This window comes from Burkholderia sp. F1 (assembly GCF_050813845.1).
GTDB lineage: Bacteria > Pseudomonadota > Gammaproteobacteria > Burkholderiales > Burkholderiaceae > Burkholderia > Burkholderia ubonensis.
The window spans coordinates 655,958-671,000 of record NZ_CP172423.1 but is presented as its reverse complement, the minus strand read 5'-3'; the positions used below and the strand labels follow the sequence as shown (position 1 = coordinate 671,000).

The following is a 15,043-nucleotide window of genomic DNA, read 5'->3' as shown; positions in this document are numbered from 1 at the left end:
CCGCGAGTCAACGGGAGGAGACACCCATGCCAGACCAGATCGCCGACGCCGTACCCGCTTACGCCGACGCGGTGGCCCGCTTCAGCCTCGACGCCGCCGCGGCGCGCCTCGACGGCGACCTCGCGCGCGGGCTGAACGCCTGCGTCGAATGCTGCGACCGTCACGCGGCGGCCGGCGGGACCGCGCTCGACTGGATCGACGCCGGCGGCCGGCATCACAGCTTCAGCTTTGCGGAGATGCAGGCGCTGTCGGCGCGCGTCGCCCATCTCCTCGTCGCGCAGGGCGTCGGGCCCGGCGACGTCGTGGCCGGTTTGCTGCCGCGCACGCCCGAACTGGTCGCGACGATCCTCGGCGTGTGGCGCGCGGGCGCGGTCTACCAGCCGCTGTTCACGGCGTTCGGGCCGAAGGCGATCGAGCACCGGCTGCGCATGAGCGACGCGAAGCTGGTCGTGACCAACGTCGCGAACCGCGCCAAGCTCGACGAAGTCGCGGCGTGCCCGCCGGTGGCGACCGTGCGCCGGCCGGACGAGCCGCTGCATGGGCCGGACGAGCCGCTGCGCGGCGGCGACATCGATTTCCTCGCCGCGCTCGATGCGCAGCCCGAAGCGTTCGAGCCCGTGCCGCGCACCGGCACGGACCTGTTCCTGATGATGTCGACGTCGGGCACGACCGGGTTGCCGAAGGGCGTGCCGGTGCCGCTGCACGCGTTGCTCGCGTTCGGCGCGTACATGCGCGACGCGGTGGACCTGCGCCCGGACGACCGGTTCTGGAACATCGCGGACCCGGGCTGGGCCTACGGGCTCTATTACGCGATCACCGGGCCGCTGCTGCTCGGCCATGCGACGACGCTGGTCGAAGGCGGCTTCTCCGTCGACGCCACCTATGACGTGATCGAGCGGCTCGGCATCACCAGCCTCGCCGGCTCGCCGACCGCGTACCGGCTGCTGATGGCGGCCGGCGCCGAGCCGGCCGCGCGCATCCGGGGCCGCCTGCGCGTCGTGAGCAGCGCGGGCGAGCCGCTGAATCCGGAAGTCATCCGCTGGTTCGACGCCGAGCTTGCCGCGCCGATTCGCGATCACTACGGGCAGACCGAGCTCGGCATGGTGGTGAGCAACCATCACGGCCTCGCGCATCCGGTGCATCCCGGCTCGGCCGGCGTCGCGATGCCCGGCTACCGGGTCGCGGTGCTCGATGACGCGGGCCGCGAACTCGGGCCGAACCGGCCCGGCGTGCTCGCGGTCGACATCGCGCGCTCGCCGCTGCTGTGGTTCACCGGCTACTGGCGCCAGCAGACGCCGGCCATCGCCGGCGGCTATTACCGAACCGGCGACAACGTGGAGCTGGAGCCGGACGGCAGCATCAGCTTCATCGGCCGCGCGGACGACGTGATCACGTCCGCCGGCTACCGGATCGGACCGTTCGACGTCGAAAGCGCGCTGATCGAGCATCCGGCCGTGATGGAGGCGGCCGTGATCGGCGTGCCCGATCCGGAGCGCACCGAGATCGTCAAGGCGTACGTCGTGCTGTCGGGCGGCTACGCGGGCTCGCCGACGCTGGCCGACGAGCTGAGCCTGCACGTGAAGAAGCGCCTGTCGGCGCATGCGTATCCGCGCGCGGTCGAATTCGTCGACGCGTTGCCGAAGACGCCGAGCGGCAAGATCCAGCGCTTCGTGCTGCGCAAGATGGCGATCGAACAAAACGCGACGAACTGAACGGAGGAACAACGAATGAACATCGACAACCGCGTATTTCTCGTCACGGGCGCCGGCTCCGGCCTGGGCGCGGCCGTGGCGCGCATGGTCGTCGAGCACGGCGGCCGGGCGATGCTGGTCGACGTCAACGGCGACGCCGCGGCGGGCGTCGCGCGCGAACTCGGCGCGGCGGCGCGCTGCCACGCGGCCGACGTGACCAGCGAAGCCGACGGGCAGGCCGCGCTCGCCGCCACGCTCGACGCGTTCGCCCGGATCGACGGGCTCGTCAACTGTGCGGGCGTGGCGCCTGGCGAGAAGGTCGTCGGGCGCGACGGGCCGCACCGGCTCGCGAGCTTCGCGCGCGCGGTCTCGATCAACCTGGTCGGGACCTTCAACATGATCCGGCTGGCGGCCGACGCGATGTCGAAGCAGGACGCCGACGCGAACGGCGAGCGCGGCGTGATCGTCAACACCGCGTCGATCGCCGCGTTCGACGGGCAGATCGGGCAGGCGGCCTATGCGGCGTCGAAGGGCGGCGTGGTCGGGATGACGCTGCCGGTCGCGCGCGAGCTTGCGCGCTTCGGCATCCGCGTCGTGACGGTCGCGCCGGGCATCTTCGCGACGCCGATGATGACCGGGATGCCGCAGGACGTACAGGACTCGCTGGGCCGGAGCGTGCCGTTTCCGTCGCGTCTCGGCCGCCCGGAGGAGTTCGCCGCGCTGGTGCGGCACATCGCCGAGAACACGATGCTGAACGGCGAAGTCATTCGACTCGACGGCGCGCTGCGGATGGCGCCGCGCTGACTCTCAAGGAGAAGGAATCATGACGACACAACACGATCCGATTGTCATCGTCGGTGCGGCCCGCACCCCGATGGGCGGTTTCCAGGGCGACCTGGCCGCCGCGACGGCGAGCGAGCTGGGCGCGGTGGCGATTCGCGCGGCGCTCGAACGCGCCGGCGTGCCGGCCGACCAGGTGGACGAGATCGTCTTCGGCTGCGTGCTGCCCGCGGGGCAGGGACAGGCGCCGGCCCGGCAGGCGGCGCTGAAGGCGGGGCTGCCGCTGGCGGCGGGCGCGACCACGGTCAACAAGATGTGCGGGTCCGGCATGAAGGCCGCGATGTTCGCGCACGACCTGCTCGTCGCGGGCTCGGCGCGCGTGATGGTGGCGGGCGGCATGGAGAGCATGAGCAACACGCCGTACCTGCTGCCGAAGGCGCGCGGCGGCTACCGGATGGGGCACGGGCAGGTGCTCGACCACATGTTCCTCGACGGCCTCGAGGACGCGTATGACAAGGGCCGCCTGATGGGCACGTTCGCCGAGGACTGCGCGGCGACCTACGGCTTCACGCGCGACGCGCAGGACGCGTTCGCGATCGCGTCGCTCACGCGCGCGCAGCAGGCGATCGCGAGCGGCCGGTTCGCTGCCGAAGTGGCGCCGGTGCACGTGCGCGCGGGCAAGACCGACACGGTGGTGAGCATCGACGAGCAGCCGGGCAAGGCGAAGCTCGACAAGATCCCGACGCTCAAGCCGGCGTTCCGCGAAGGCGGCACGGTGACGGCCGCGAATTCGTCGTCGATCTCGGACGGCGCCGCGGCGCTGGTGCTGATGCGCCGGTCGGAAGCGGAGAAGCGCGGCCTGACGCCGAAGGCGGTGATCGTCGGCCATTCGACTTATGCCGACAAGCCCGCGCTGTTCCCGACGGCGCCGGTCGGTGCGCTGCGCAGGCTGTCGGAGAAGACCGGCTGGGCGTTGCGCGACGTCGACCTGTTCGAGATCAACGAAGCGTTCGCGGTGGTCGCGATGGCCGCGATGCGCGATCTCGACCTGCCGCATGACAAGGTCAACGTGCACGGCGGCGCGTGCGCGCTCGGCCACCCGATCGGCGCGTCCGGTGCGCGCGTGATGGTCACGCTGCTCGCGGCGCTCGAGACGCATGGGCTGCGGCGCGGCGTGGCGTCGCTCTGCATCGGCGGCGGCGAGGCGACCGCGATCGCGATCGAACGCCTGTCCTGATCCGGCGACGCGGATCCGGCGTCCGGATTCGCGGTGACGTCGTGCGAGGGGCAGGGCCGGGGCGGGCTGCAAGGGCCCGCCCCGGCTCGTTTACGTTCCCGCCTGTCGGCCGCGAACGTCGAAGGAAGCGGCGATGCCCGCTCGGACTGCTACAATCGCGACTTGTTTCATTCAGTGTGCTTGACGTTACGGACTCTGAACGGCTCGCGAGCGGCATGATCGACTTGCGCAGAAGGCCGGGCGGTCACAACCCCGACACCGCATCATTCGGCAACGGTCAGGCAGACTGTGAACGAATGATGGGAATCCGCGTGCCCCGGTCGATGCCGGGCACCGCATCGACGAAGAAAACGCCACGTGACATCCAGCAAAATTCAGACGCTGCAGCAGCAGCTCGGCCACCTCAACCTCCTCCTCGAAGAAGCCCGGACAAAAGAGAAGGCGGAAGCATTGGCCAGGATCCGGGAACAGGTCAAGGAATACGGCATCACGGAGGTGGAACTCCTCCGTGCGGCCGGCTTCGTGAAGGACCGGCCGAAGAAGCAACCCGCCAAGTACTACGATCCGTCGTCGGGTAATTCCTGGTCGGGTCGCGGCGCCCGCCCGAAATGGCTGGCCGGCAAGAATCCGGACGACTATCTGATCCGACCCGAAGCCAAGCCCTGGTGGCCGGGCGAGGACTGATGCCATCCGGTCGGGCGTCGCCGATCCGGCCCGCCTGATCCCGGCCGCTCGGCCGGCGCTGTCGTTTTCCGCCGTCGTTTCCCGCTGTCGTTTCCGCATGTGACGGAAGCGAGTCAGCGAAGTGACATGCTTGCGCCCCCCCTGAATCGAACGGCGACGCGTGCGCCGCGCGATGGCCGGCCGAGGTCGTTCGAGCCTTCGCTTGGGGTCTGATCCGTTCATTCATCCGATCGCGAGCCTGCGCTCGACCGGCGGCGCGCGGTCGCTCCACGCGCGCGACGACGAACGGGGCGTCTCCGATGACCTACACTAGAAGCCCGCTCCTCGTGGAGCCGGTGGCCGTCCGGGCGCAATCAACCTGCATCGCTTCGTCCCACGGCTTGCCGCCTGCGGATGGCGGTGGAACGGAAACACGGCGTGATCGGCTGCCCGGATGCGCCGGGCGCCGACATTCATGTAGGAGGTCATCATGTTGCAAGCCAGCGAGATGCAACAGCGCTTCAGCCACCTGCAGCAGACGATCAGCGAGGCATCACGGACCTGCCACTCGGACAAGACAGCGCCCAGGGACTTGCTGAACTGGGTGGACGAACTCGACAGGGAATGCAAGACGGCGAAGAAGGTCATCGCGTCCCGCGACGACGATCGCATCCGCCAATGGGTCGACGATCTCGAGCGGATCGGCGATCGCGCCGAGCAAGCCTGCATGCAGGCCAGCGGTGTCGATGCCGGCATCATGAATGCGGTGAGCTCGATGCATTCGGAGCTCTCGGATCTGAAGCGGCAACTGCACTGAGCGATTCTCCCGGTATGGCGCGTCGCCGGGCGGGTAAACCGCGACGGGGTTTACCTGTGTCGAACGCGGGATTTTCGAGGAGTACGATCAGTTGTCCAGTTTGTTTTTGAGGTTTCTCAGAGCGAAGCTCGCCCGCGTACCGCGGGCATTTTTTTTGTCCGCGATCCGGGCCACCGCACGGATCCGCAACGCCTCCGCCTTTTCGTCTGATCAGGCGCGTGTGGGCGCTCATGCCGACGACGGCAGGCTGCGCTATCTTCCCGCCTTCGACTTCCGTTCCTGCCCAATCCGCCGATGAAATTCGCGATCCCGATCTTGCCGAACCCGCTCGTCACCGACCGCCTGCTGCTCCGCCCGGCCAATCGGGCATACGCGCCGGATCTGCTCGCGTACTACGTCGAAAACCGGACGCATCTGATGCCGTGGGAACCGTCGCGGCCCGATTCGTTCCATACGCGACATGCGATCGAGATGCGGCTGCAGTCGATGGAGGAGAACATCGCCGCCGGCCGTGCCGTGCACCTCCTGATATTCGATAAGGATGACGATCGATTGATCGGCGATTGCAATTTCACGCAGATCGTTCCGGAGCCGTTCCGCGCGTGCTATCTCGGGTTTTCGATCGCACGCGATTGCGAAGGGCGGGGACTGATGCACGAGTGCCTCGAAACCGCGATTCGCTACGTGTTCGACGAGCTCGCGCTGCATCGCGTGATGGCCAATCATCGTCCCGAAAACCGGCGCAGCGCGCGGCTCCTCGAACGGCTCGGATTCGAGCGGGAAGGCTATGCGCGCGCGTATCTGCGCATCAACGGCGCATGGGCCGACCATGTCCTGACCGCGCTGATCAATCCGGCGCTGGTTTGACGGCGTGCATCGGTGGTGCGTTTCCGCGCTGATCGCCAATTAATTTCCGGTACTTAATGATCGGATGACGAAATTATGTGAAGGCCGTTTTTGCTTCGCGAGAGGCGGTTTCAAGCGGCCATATCCGGATAAAAGTTTGATGTGATCAAACTTTATCTGATTATTCTAAATCGTGGATATAAAAGATGTTTGATTCAATCAAACGTCCTGTATTTTTCGTAATTAATTTGTTAAGTTTGATGTGGTCAAACTTTGAGTGTTTCATCAAAAAAAGTTTGACGCTCATTTTTTTTCCTTGATATCTTCCTCAATCACGAAGCGACGGTTTGTTTAGGAATATTCAATCAGCTCGGGGTTATTTCTCGGCGCGGCCCGCTTGATTTCGGCTTGGCCGCACGCTGCCGGCCGCCGTTCGAGCGGACGAATATTCGCTACATTTCCCTGAATCGAATTGGGCTCGATGAATGAGCCGCCTTGTCCGTGCGTGAGCGGCGGGCAACGTGAATTGCATATTAATAAATAAGCAAATCATGATTAATGGGAATGGCATTCAAGTCCGTCGTAATCCGGGCCGTTGTCCGAAAAGACCGGCGAATTTCGCGTTGGGGGACTGAAGGTGGGTATCAAAGTCGACGAAGGAGTGCTCGCGTCCAACAGTGGGCTGGCCCGGCTCGGGCGGCCGCGGCAATTCGGCGGGAAGCCGCGGAACCCGGTGCGCCGGTTCGGCGGTATCGCGATCGTGCTGCTGCTGCACGTCGTACTGGTCTATGCGCTCCTCAACGGCCTCGCGACCAAGGTCGTCCAGGTCATCCAGCATCCGATCGAAACCCGCATCATCGAACCGGTGAAGCCGCCGCCGCCTCCGCCGATGCCGGTGGTCAAGCTGCCGCCGCCGAAAGTGGCGCTGCCGCCGCCGCCGTTCGTCCCGCCCCCGGAAGTGCCGGTGCAGGCGCCGCCGCAGGCGACGATCACCCACCAGGCCGCACCGGTGCCGTCCGCGCCGGCCGTGCAGGCGCCCGTCGTCGCGCCGCCCGCGCCCGTCGCGAAGCCGGTGAGCCACGAGGTCGGCGTCGTCTGCCCGAATTCCGATCAGATGCGCGCATCGATGCAGTATCCGAAGGAAGCGCAGGAAAACAACATCACCGGCGACGTCACGATCGAATTCGTCGTCGACGCCGACGGCAACATCACCAACGAGCGTGTCGCGCAATCGGCGGATCCGATCCTCGACCGCGCGGCATACAACACGGTCAAGCGATTCAAGTGCGTGGCGCAGGGGCAGTCGGTGCGCGTGCAGGTTCCGTTCTCGTTCAACCTGAACTGAGCAGGGAAGAGCGGTGCCGGAACGGCAAGATCTGGCATGTAAATTAGTAAGTTAAACGAAAGAATTGGAGTAGGTATGGAAAAGCGTTCACTGGCCGCGCTGGCGGCCTGCATGTTGATTTCCGTCGCCGCGGTCGATGCGGTCGTCGCGCCGCAGGCGGCGTTCGCGCAGGCGAGCGGGCCGGCCGCCGCCCCGGCATCGGCCACGACAGCGGCCACGACAGCGGCCGCGACGACGTCCGCGCCGCAGGCCGCCGCGGATGCGCCTTCGCCGCCGCCCGCGCCGGCGGCGACGAAAGCCGTCGAGAATCCGTACGGTCTCGGCGCGCTGTGGAAGAACGGCGATTTCGTCGCGCGGTTCGTGCTGATCCTGCTCGTGATCATGTCGATGGGCAGCTGGTACATCATGATCGCCAAGTTCCTCGAGCAGTTCCGCGCGAACCGGCGCGCGAAGCTCGCGGACGAGCAGCTCTGGTCGGCCCCGTCGCTGGCGGACGGCGCGAAGCTGCTGGACGACGCGTCGCCGTTCCGCTTCATCGCGGAGACCGCGATCGAGGCCGGCGAGCATCACGACGAGGCGCTGCTCGAGGCGGTCGACCGCAATACGTGGATCGACGTGTCGGTCGAGCGCGCGATCACCAACGTGTCGAACCGGCTGCAGGACGGCCTCGCGTTCCTCGCGACGGTCGGCTCGACCGCGCCGTTCGTCGGCCTGTTCGGCACCGTGTGGGGCATCTACCACGCGCTGACCGCGATCGGCATCGCGGGGCAGGCGTCGATCGACAAGGTCGCGGGCCCGGTCGGCGAGGCGCTGATCATGACCGCGATCGGGCTGGCGGTCGCCGTGCCCGCGGTGCTCGGCTACAACTTCCTGGTTCGCCGCAACAAGTCGGTGATGGAGCGCGTGCGCAACTTCGGCGCGCAGCTGCACACGGTGCTGCTCGCGGGCAGCCGGCGTCCGGTGCGGGCCGCCGGCGCGCGGGCCGCGTCGCTCGTCCACTGACGCGGGCGGGGTGCGCGATGGCCATGAGCGTCGGGCAGGACGACAACGACGAGGTGATCGCCAACATCAACACGACGCCGCTCGTCGACGTGATGCTGGTGCTGCTGATCATCTTCCTGATCACGATCCCGGTCGTGACTCACACGATCCCGCTGGCTCTGCCGAAGGAAACGGTGCAGCCGCTGCAGACGACACCAAAAAGCGTCGAGATCGCGGTGAATCGCGACGGGCAATTCTTCTGGGGCGAAACGCACGTGGACGGCCCGACGCTGCTCGCGAAGCTGAAGGGCATCTCGCAGATGTCGCCGCAGCCCGACGTGCACGTGCGCGGCGACGAGAACACGCGCTACGAATTCATCGGACGCGTGATCACCGCGTGCGAGCGCTCGGGTATCGCCAAGGTTTCATTCATCACGGAGCCGCCGGCGCGCGGCGGCTAGGAGTCGACGATGGGCATGAACGTATCTTCGGGTAGCGGCGGCGAGCCGGACGTGATGGTCGACATCAACACCACGCCGCTGATCGACGTGATGCTGGTGTTGCTGATCATGCTGATCATCACCATTCCGATCCAGATGCACTCGGTCAGGATGGACCTGCCGGTCGGCAATCCGCCGCCGCCGGCGAAGCCGCCGGAGGCCGTGCAGATCGACATCGGCGCCGACGGCGCGACGAACTGGAACGGCGCGCGGGTGCCGGATCGCGCGGCGCTCGAGCAGAAGCTGGCGCAAGTCGCCGCGCAGCCCGAGCAGGCCGAGATCCGTCTGCGGCCGGACCGGCTCACGCCGTACAAGGCGGTTGCCGGCGTGCTGGCCAGCGCGCAGCGCGTCGGCGCGACGAAGATCGGCCTCATCGGCAACGAGCAGTACATGCCATGAAGCGGGCGGGCCTGCCGACGATCCGGTAACGGCAGGAATCGAGAAAAGGCGAGATATCCACATTGGTTTGCAGTGCGAATTGACGTGAGGCGATGTGAATAGCGGGAAAACCGTAACATCGAATCCAGGTCGCGTGACCACGGCTCCTGCCGGTACGCAGCCGCGCTGGAGGCGTGCTGCGATCGTGTCGGCCGGGCGCGCATTCATCAAACAGTTTCGACTACGGGTTCGTGTCTCACTATGGCTTCGCCTTCCGATGAATCGATGCTTGTCGCCACCTCGATGGGGAACAGGATTCGCACGCTGCGGCGGCAGCTCAAGCTGACGCTGGACGTGACCGCCGCGGCGGCCGGCATTTCCAAGCCGTTTCTGTCACAGATCGAACGCGGGCGCGCGATGCCGTCGATCGCGTCGCTCGTCGGGATCGCGAGGGCGCTGGGCGTGACGATCGACCGCTTCGTCGGCGCGCCGGACGAAGCGCCGCCGGCGTGCCAGTGCGAAGCGCTGCCGCAGCCCGGCACCGAGGCGATCGCGCACGCGCTGGCCCACGTCTCTCACCTGGCGAACGGGACGAAGCTGGACGCGATGCTGTTCCGGATACCGGCCGGTCAGGCGGCGCCGGAAGTCGCGTCGTACGCGGGGGAGGAATTCCTCTACGTGATGACCGGCGAGATCGAGCTGACGCTTGACGACCGCACCTTCGTGCTGAAGGCGGGCGAGACCGCGCATTACGAATCGACGGTGGCCCATGCGTGGAGCAACGCCGCCAACGAGGAAGCGGTGATCGTCTGGGTCGGTGCACCAGGACAGGGATGATCGACGAAATGGGCACCGCGTGCCCGGCCGGACGATTACATCAGGATGACTGAATGAGTCGAGTCGTCTGATTCGCAACGCAGAAGGACGAACACGGCATCGCGCGTCGCGTCGCCGGCGGGTTCGAAGCAGCGCAAGTGGCAGGTCCGCAATAACGGGGACCGGTATGCAGACGCCCGGCATCGGGCGGGGATCGATGAGATCCCGCTGCAAAACCGGCGGATTCTTATCGATGAGCGAGTGGGGCAAGATGAAGCAGAGAGCTTTGGCGTTGGCGATCAAGAGAATGATCTGGGCGGAAGTGGCGCTGACGGCCACGCTGGCGGCGCCGGCGTTCGCGCAGAGCCAGCCGTCGCCCGGGGGGGCGGCGGTCGCGGAGGCGGTTGCGAACGACGCGCCATCCGGCGGGGAGGCCGCGGCGCAGGGCAAGAACAAGGTCGCGCAGATCAGGCGCTTCGAGGTCACGGGCTCGCTGATCCGCAGCGCGGACAAGGTCGGCTTCAACCAGGTCCAGACCGTCACGGCCAAGGACATCGAGCAGAGCGGCTATACGACCGTGTCGGATTTCCTGCGCGGCGTATCGGCCAACTCGTCGAGCAGCTGGGGCGAGGGCTCGGGCGCGCAGGGCAGCTTCGCGCCCGGCGGCGCGGGCATCGCGTTGCGCGGGCTGAGCGAGAAATACACGCTGGTGCTGGTGGACGGGCAGCGCGTCGCGCCGTACGCGTTCGCGGTGAACGGCACCGACCAGTTCTTCGACCTGAACACGCTGCCGATCAACATCATCGACCGGATCGAGATCGTCAAGACGGGCGCGGTGTCGCAGTATGGTTCCGACGCGATCGCAGGCGTCGTGAACATCATCACGAAGAAGAACTTCCAGGGCCTCGAGCTCGACGGCAGCTACGGCGGCGCGACGCAGGACGGCGGCGGCGCGGGCACGACCCGGTTCAGCATCCTGGGCGGCATCGGCGACCTGAATGCCGACCGCTTCAATGTCACGGCGGCACTCAGCTACTACAAGTCGAACGGGATTCTCGCATCCGACCGTGACATGACGCAGAACCAGGATTTCTCGAACTTTCCCGGCGGCCTGAACAACGAATCGCTGTCGTACTGGCGGCGCAACGGCGCCAACATTCCGCTCGGCCCATGCCCGAGCGGCGGCCGGCAGCTTCCGTCCGGTTCGACCGCGCAGGCGTTCGGCTCGGCCGGCACCGTGTGCGGCAACAACACCGCCTACGCGTCGTCGATCTCGCCGTGGACCGAGCGCCTGAGCGCGAAGGTGCACGCGGACTTCAAGATCAGCGACGCGATGCAGGCGTTCGCCGATCTGTGGGAAAGCAACAATACGACCGTCACGAACACCGGCGTCGGCCGCCTGGGCTCCAGCACGCAGACGTTCGATCCGGCGACGGGCGGCGTCAAGCTGGTGTCGAACGTGGTGCCCGGCAGCAATCCGTACAATCCGTTCGGCGTGCCGACCCAGTTGCGCTATGCGTTCGGCCAAACGCAGTCCGTGCGTACCAGCGCGAACTTCTGGCGCGCGGCGACGGGCGTGAAAGGCACGTTCGCGACGCCGAAGGCCGGCGACTGGGACTGGTCAGTCGCGTACTCGCACTCGCAGAGCGTGGTGTCGAACAACTTCTCGAACCGGATCCGCGCGTCCGTGCTGGAGAACCTCATCCAGAACGGCGGATTCGACTTCGCGAACCCGTCCGCCACGCCGAACGGCCTGAACGGCCTGTACGGCAACGCGCAAACGCAGGCGATCACGAAGCTCGACACGGTCGACGCGACGATCGCGACGCCGAACCTGTTCACGCTGCCGACCGGCAACGTCGGCCTCGGCCTCGGCGCGCAGTTCCGGCATGAGTCCCAGTACATCGGCACCGGCCTCGGCTGGGCGGACGGCACGTTCATCGCGCCGGCGATGCAATCGGTGAACGGCCAGCGCAACGTCGCGGCGATCTACTACCAGATCGACGTGCCGATCCTGAAAAACCTCACCTTCAGCCAGTCGGGCCGCTACGATCACTACAGCGATTTCGGCGGCGCGTTCTCGCCGCGTTTCGCGCTGCGCTTCCAGCCGGTGCGCGAGTTCACGACGTATGCGTCGTATACGCGCGGCTTCCGTGCGCCGACGCTGATCGAGAACACGTCGTCCCGCACCTTCGGCACGCAGGGCGTGATCGATTCGCACGATCCGAACAACCCGGGCGCGTACAACCTGACCGAGGAGATCCAGGCGGGCAACCGGAACCTGCAGCCCGAGCGCACGAAGAACTACAACATCGGCTTCCAGCTTTCGCCGACGCGCACAACCGACATCGGCTTCGACTGGTACAAGATCCACGTCGACAACGTGATCGGCACCGACGACGTGCAGGCGGTGGTCGACGCGAACGACCCGTCGCGCGTGGTCCGCAACCCGAACGGTTCGATCGCGTACGTGCTGCTGCCGTACAAGAACCTGTCGCATCTCGACACGGACGGCTTCGAGACGACGTTCCGCCAGTCGGTGAAGACGGCGGTCGGCACGTTCACGCTGTCGGGCGACTGGGCGTACGTGTGGCACTTCAAGATGCCGGTGGGCGGCGTCGAGACGGACTTCGCGGGCAACAACGGCTCGGTGAACCAGCCGTTCGGCGGCAGCTTCCCGCGCTGGAAGGGCAACACCGACCTGAACTGGAACTACCGGAAGTGGAACACGACGCTGACGTGGATCTACGTGGGCCCGTACAGCCAGGCGATCCTGCCGGCCGGGAACTATCCGGGCCAGCAGGACAGCGTCGCGTCGTACAGCCAGTTCAACCTGAACGTCAGCTACACGGGGTTCAAGCACTGGACGCTGTATGCGGGCATCAACAACATCTTCAACCGCAAGCCGCCGTTCGATCCGGTGTACATGAACGCGGCCTACCAGACCGGCTACGACACGTCGCTGTACACGTACGTCGGCCGCTTCGCGCAGGCCGGCGCGACGTACCGGTTCTGACGGCGCAGGGCCGGCCGCTTGCGTGCCGGCATTTCGAATCGACCTCGCATCGGCCGCGCGCCGATGCGACCACACGAAAATTGACGATGACAGTGTTGATGTTGCATGTGCGCTCGCTCGCGACGCGCGTCGCCCGCGTCGTGAGCGCGGCCGTGCTCGCTTACGGCGTCGCGACGGCGGGCGCGGCGGCGGCGCCGGCGATCGCGCAGTTCGGCCAGCCGAAGTATCCCGCGGGGTTCACGCATTTCGACTATGCGGACCCGGACGCGCCGGACGACGGCACGCTCAGCTTCCAGAACTACGACGAGGCGCAGAGCTACGACTCGCTGAATCCGTTCCTCGTGCGCGGCTCGGCCGCCCCGGACATCCTGCATCTGATGTTCGACACGCTGATGCAACGGAGCTGGGACGAGCTTGCGTCCGAGTACGCGTTGATCGCCGACGACGTGCAGGTCGCGCCCGACGGGATGTCGGCGACGTTCCATGTCGATCCGGCCGCGCGTTTCTCGAACGGCGACCCGATCACCGCGGCGGACGTCAAGTACTCGTTCGACACGCTGTCGAGCCCGCAGGCGTCGCCGCTCTTCAACGCGCAGTTCGCGGTGATCCGGCGCGCGGTGGTCGTCGACCGGCAGACGGTCCGCTTCGACTTCAACCGCGCCGAGCGCGCGGCGCCGCTGATCGCGGGGGACCTGCCGGTGTTCTCGCCGAAGTGGGGGATGCGCCCCGACGGCACGCGCCCGCCGTTCGACCAGATCGCGACCGCGCCGCCGATCGCGAGCGGCCCGTACCTGATCGGGCAGCGCAAGAACGACAAGCAGATCGTCTACGCGCGCAATCCGCGCTACTGGGCGGCGCGCCTGCCGTCGCGACGCGGCATGTACCGCTTCGCGCGCGTGTCGTTCAAGCTGTATCTCGACCAGTACACGATGCTCGAGGCGTTCAAGGCGGGTGACATCGATGCGCGGGCGGAATACAGCGCGACGCAATGGGCGCGCCGGTACGTCGGCAAGCATTTCCGCAGCGGCTTGCTGACGCGCGCGACCTTTCCCGACGGCCCCGCGCAGATGCAGGGCTTCCTGATCAACCTGCGCAAGCCGCAGTTCAGCGACGTGCGCGTGCGCCATGCGCTGGCGCTCGCGTTCGACTACGAGTGGATGAACCGGATGATGTTCTACGGGCAGTACCGCCGCACGAACAGCTTCTGGGAAGCGAGCCCGTTCGGCGCGCAAGGCGTGCCGAGCGAGAAGGAGCTTGCGCTGCTCGCGCCGTATCGCGCCGAGCTGCCGCCCGAGGTGTTCGGCCCGATGGTCCGGCAGCCGTCTACGCTGCCGCCCGGCTCGCTGCGCGACAACCTGAAAGCGGCGCGCGACCTGCTCGCGCAGGCCGGCTGGCGCTACCGGGACGGCGCGCTGCGCGACGCGAACGGCACGCCGATGACGATCGAGATCATCGACGACCAGCCGGGGATGGACCGGCTGATCCTGCCGTACATCCAGGCGCTCGGCACGCTCGGCATCCGCGCGTCGCTGCACGAGCTCGACAGCGCGCTGTACCAGCGGCGCATGGACAACTTCCAGTACGACATGACGACCTTCATCTACCCGCCGGTCACGATCCCGGGCGCGGAGCTCGCGCGCCGCTTCGGCAGCGCGGCGGCGTCCGAGGTCGGCTCGGAGAACTATCCGGGCGTGCGCTCGAAGGCGGTCGACGCGCTGATACGCGCGGCGCTCGCCGCCGACACGCTGGAAGACCTCGAGACGGCGACGCGCGCGCTCGACCGCGTGCTGATCAACCTTTACCTCCTCGTGCCGCAGTACTACCTGCCGAATGCGCGGATCGCCTACAAGACCACCTTCGGGCATCCGGCCGTCCTTCCAGGCTCCTACTCGTACGAGGACTGGATCATCGACTACTGGTACCGGAAGCGGCCCGCGGGCGCCGCGCCGGTTGCCGGCACCTGACGGAGGGCG

General features: G+C 67.0%; 13 protein-coding genes. All 13 read left to right on the top strand.

Features of this window, described 5'->3' with window-relative positions; genetic code table 11:
- Nucleotides 1-26 precede the first annotated feature (26 nt).
- The 13 genes from ACFIMZ_RS37260 (at nucleotide 27) to ACFIMZ_RS37200 (ending at nucleotide 15,034) form a co-directional block, all read left to right on the top strand.
- Entirely contained in the window at nucleotides 27-1,712 is a 1,686-nt protein-coding gene (locus ACFIMZ_RS37260; protein ID WP_431825685.1) for an acyl-CoA synthetase, read from the top strand.
- Between the two features lie 15 nt (nucleotides 1,713-1,727).
- A complete protein-coding gene (locus ACFIMZ_RS37255) occupies nucleotides 1,728-2,495 on the top strand; it encodes a 3-hydroxyacyl-CoA dehydrogenase (RefSeq protein WP_431825684.1) in 768 nt (255 codons plus the stop codon).
- A gap of 19 nt (nucleotides 2,496-2,514) precedes the next feature.
- A complete protein-coding gene (locus ACFIMZ_RS37250) occupies nucleotides 2,515-3,708 on the top strand; it encodes an acetyl-CoA C-acyltransferase (protein WP_431825683.1) in 1,194 nt (397 codons plus the stop codon).
- A 357-nt stretch (nucleotides 3,709-4,065) separates the two neighbouring features.
- Entirely contained in the window at nucleotides 4,066-4,392 is a 327-nt protein-coding gene (locus ACFIMZ_RS37245; RefSeq protein ID WP_431825682.1) for an H-NS family nucleoid-associated regulatory protein, read from the top strand.
- Nucleotides 4,393-4,861: 469 nt separating this feature from the next.
- Complete coding sequence (locus tag ACFIMZ_RS37240; RefSeq protein WP_431825681.1) at nucleotides 4,862-5,188, top strand: hypothetical protein; 327 nt, start codon at nucleotides 4,862-4,864, stop codon at nucleotides 5,186-5,188.
- A 294-nt stretch (nucleotides 5,189-5,482) separates the two neighbouring features.
- Entirely contained in the window at nucleotides 5,483-6,055 is a 573-nt protein-coding gene (locus ACFIMZ_RS37235; RefSeq protein ID WP_431825680.1) for a GNAT family N-acetyltransferase, read from the top strand.
- 622 nt (nucleotides 6,056-6,677) lie between these two features.
- Nucleotides 6,678-7,379 (top strand): energy transducer TonB, encoded by a 702-nt coding sequence (locus tag ACFIMZ_RS37230; protein ID WP_431826052.1) that lies wholly within the window; start codon nucleotides 6,678-6,680, stop codon nucleotides 7,377-7,379.
- Nucleotides 7,380-7,454: 75 nt separating this feature from the next.
- Nucleotides 7,455-8,381 carry a MotA/TolQ/ExbB proton channel family protein gene (locus ACFIMZ_RS37225; RefSeq protein ID WP_431825679.1) on the top strand — a complete coding sequence of 309 codons (927 nt, stop codon included), beginning with the start codon at nucleotides 7,455-7,457 and terminating at the stop codon, nucleotides 8,379-8,381.
- A 17-nt stretch (nucleotides 8,382-8,398) separates the two neighbouring features.
- Nucleotides 8,399-8,821, top strand: coding sequence for an ExbD/TolR family protein (locus ACFIMZ_RS37220; RefSeq protein ID WP_431825678.1), 423 nt, complete (start codon nucleotides 8,399-8,401; stop codon nucleotides 8,819-8,821).
- A gap of 9 nt (nucleotides 8,822-8,830) precedes the next feature.
- Nucleotides 8,831-9,259, top strand: a complete 429-nt coding sequence (locus tag ACFIMZ_RS37215) for an ExbD/TolR family protein (RefSeq protein ID WP_431825677.1) — start codon at nucleotides 8,831-8,833, stop codon at nucleotides 9,257-9,259.
- A 240-nt stretch (nucleotides 9,260-9,499) separates the two neighbouring features.
- The gene (locus ACFIMZ_RS37210; protein WP_431825676.1) at nucleotides 9,500-10,075 is read left to right on the top strand and encodes a helix-turn-helix domain-containing protein; all 576 of its coding nucleotides are present in this window, start codon (nucleotides 9,500-9,502) and stop codon (nucleotides 10,073-10,075) included.
- A 250-nt stretch (nucleotides 10,076-10,325) separates the two neighbouring features.
- Nucleotides 10,326-13,070: a TonB-dependent receptor gene (locus ACFIMZ_RS37205; protein ID WP_431826051.1), complete on the top strand. Its 2,745-nt coding sequence runs from the start codon at nucleotides 10,326-10,328 to the stop codon at nucleotides 13,068-13,070.
- An 86-nt stretch (nucleotides 13,071-13,156) separates the two neighbouring features.
- Entirely contained in the window at nucleotides 13,157-15,034 is a 1,878-nt protein-coding gene (locus tag ACFIMZ_RS37200; RefSeq protein ID WP_431825675.1) for an extracellular solute-binding protein, read from the top strand.
- Nucleotides 15,035-15,043: the final 9 nt, after the last annotated feature.

Bases quoted from the DNA above. Each gene is read 5' to 3' on its own strand.
- ACFIMZ_RS37250 (WP_431825683.1), top strand. From the start codon at position 2,515: ATGACGACACAACACGATCCGATTGTCATCGTCGGTGCGGCCCGCACC.
- ACFIMZ_RS37220 (WP_431825678.1), top strand. From the start codon at position 8,399: ATGGCCATGAGCGTCGGGCAGGACGACAACGACGAGGTGATCGCCAAC.
- ACFIMZ_RS37255 (WP_431825684.1), top strand. From the start codon at position 1,728: ATGAACATCGACAACCGCGTATTTCTCGTCACGGGCGCCGGCTCCGGC.
- ACFIMZ_RS37210 (WP_431825676.1), top strand. From the start codon at position 9,500: ATGGCTTCGCCTTCCGATGAATCGATGCTTGTCGCCACCTCGATGGGG.
- ACFIMZ_RS37225 (WP_431825679.1), top strand. From the start codon at position 7,455: ATGGAAAAGCGTTCACTGGCCGCGCTGGCGGCCTGCATGTTGATTTCC.
- ACFIMZ_RS37240 (WP_431825681.1), top strand. From the start codon at position 4,862: ATGTTGCAAGCCAGCGAGATGCAACAGCGCTTCAGCCACCTGCAGCAG.
- ACFIMZ_RS37235 (WP_431825680.1), top strand. From the start codon at position 5,483: ATGAAATTCGCGATCCCGATCTTGCCGAACCCGCTCGTCACCGACCGC.
- ACFIMZ_RS37200 (WP_431825675.1), top strand. From the start codon at position 13,157: ATGACAGTGTTGATGTTGCATGTGCGCTCGCTCGCGACGCGCGTCGCC.
- ACFIMZ_RS37215 (WP_431825677.1), top strand. From the start codon at position 8,831: ATGGGCATGAACGTATCTTCGGGTAGCGGCGGCGAGCCGGACGTGATG.
- ACFIMZ_RS37205 (WP_431826051.1), top strand. From the start codon at position 10,326: ATGAAGCAGAGAGCTTTGGCGTTGGCGATCAAGAGAATGATCTGGGCG.
- ACFIMZ_RS37260 (WP_431825685.1), top strand. From the start codon at position 27: ATGCCAGACCAGATCGCCGACGCCGTACCCGCTTACGCCGACGCGGTG.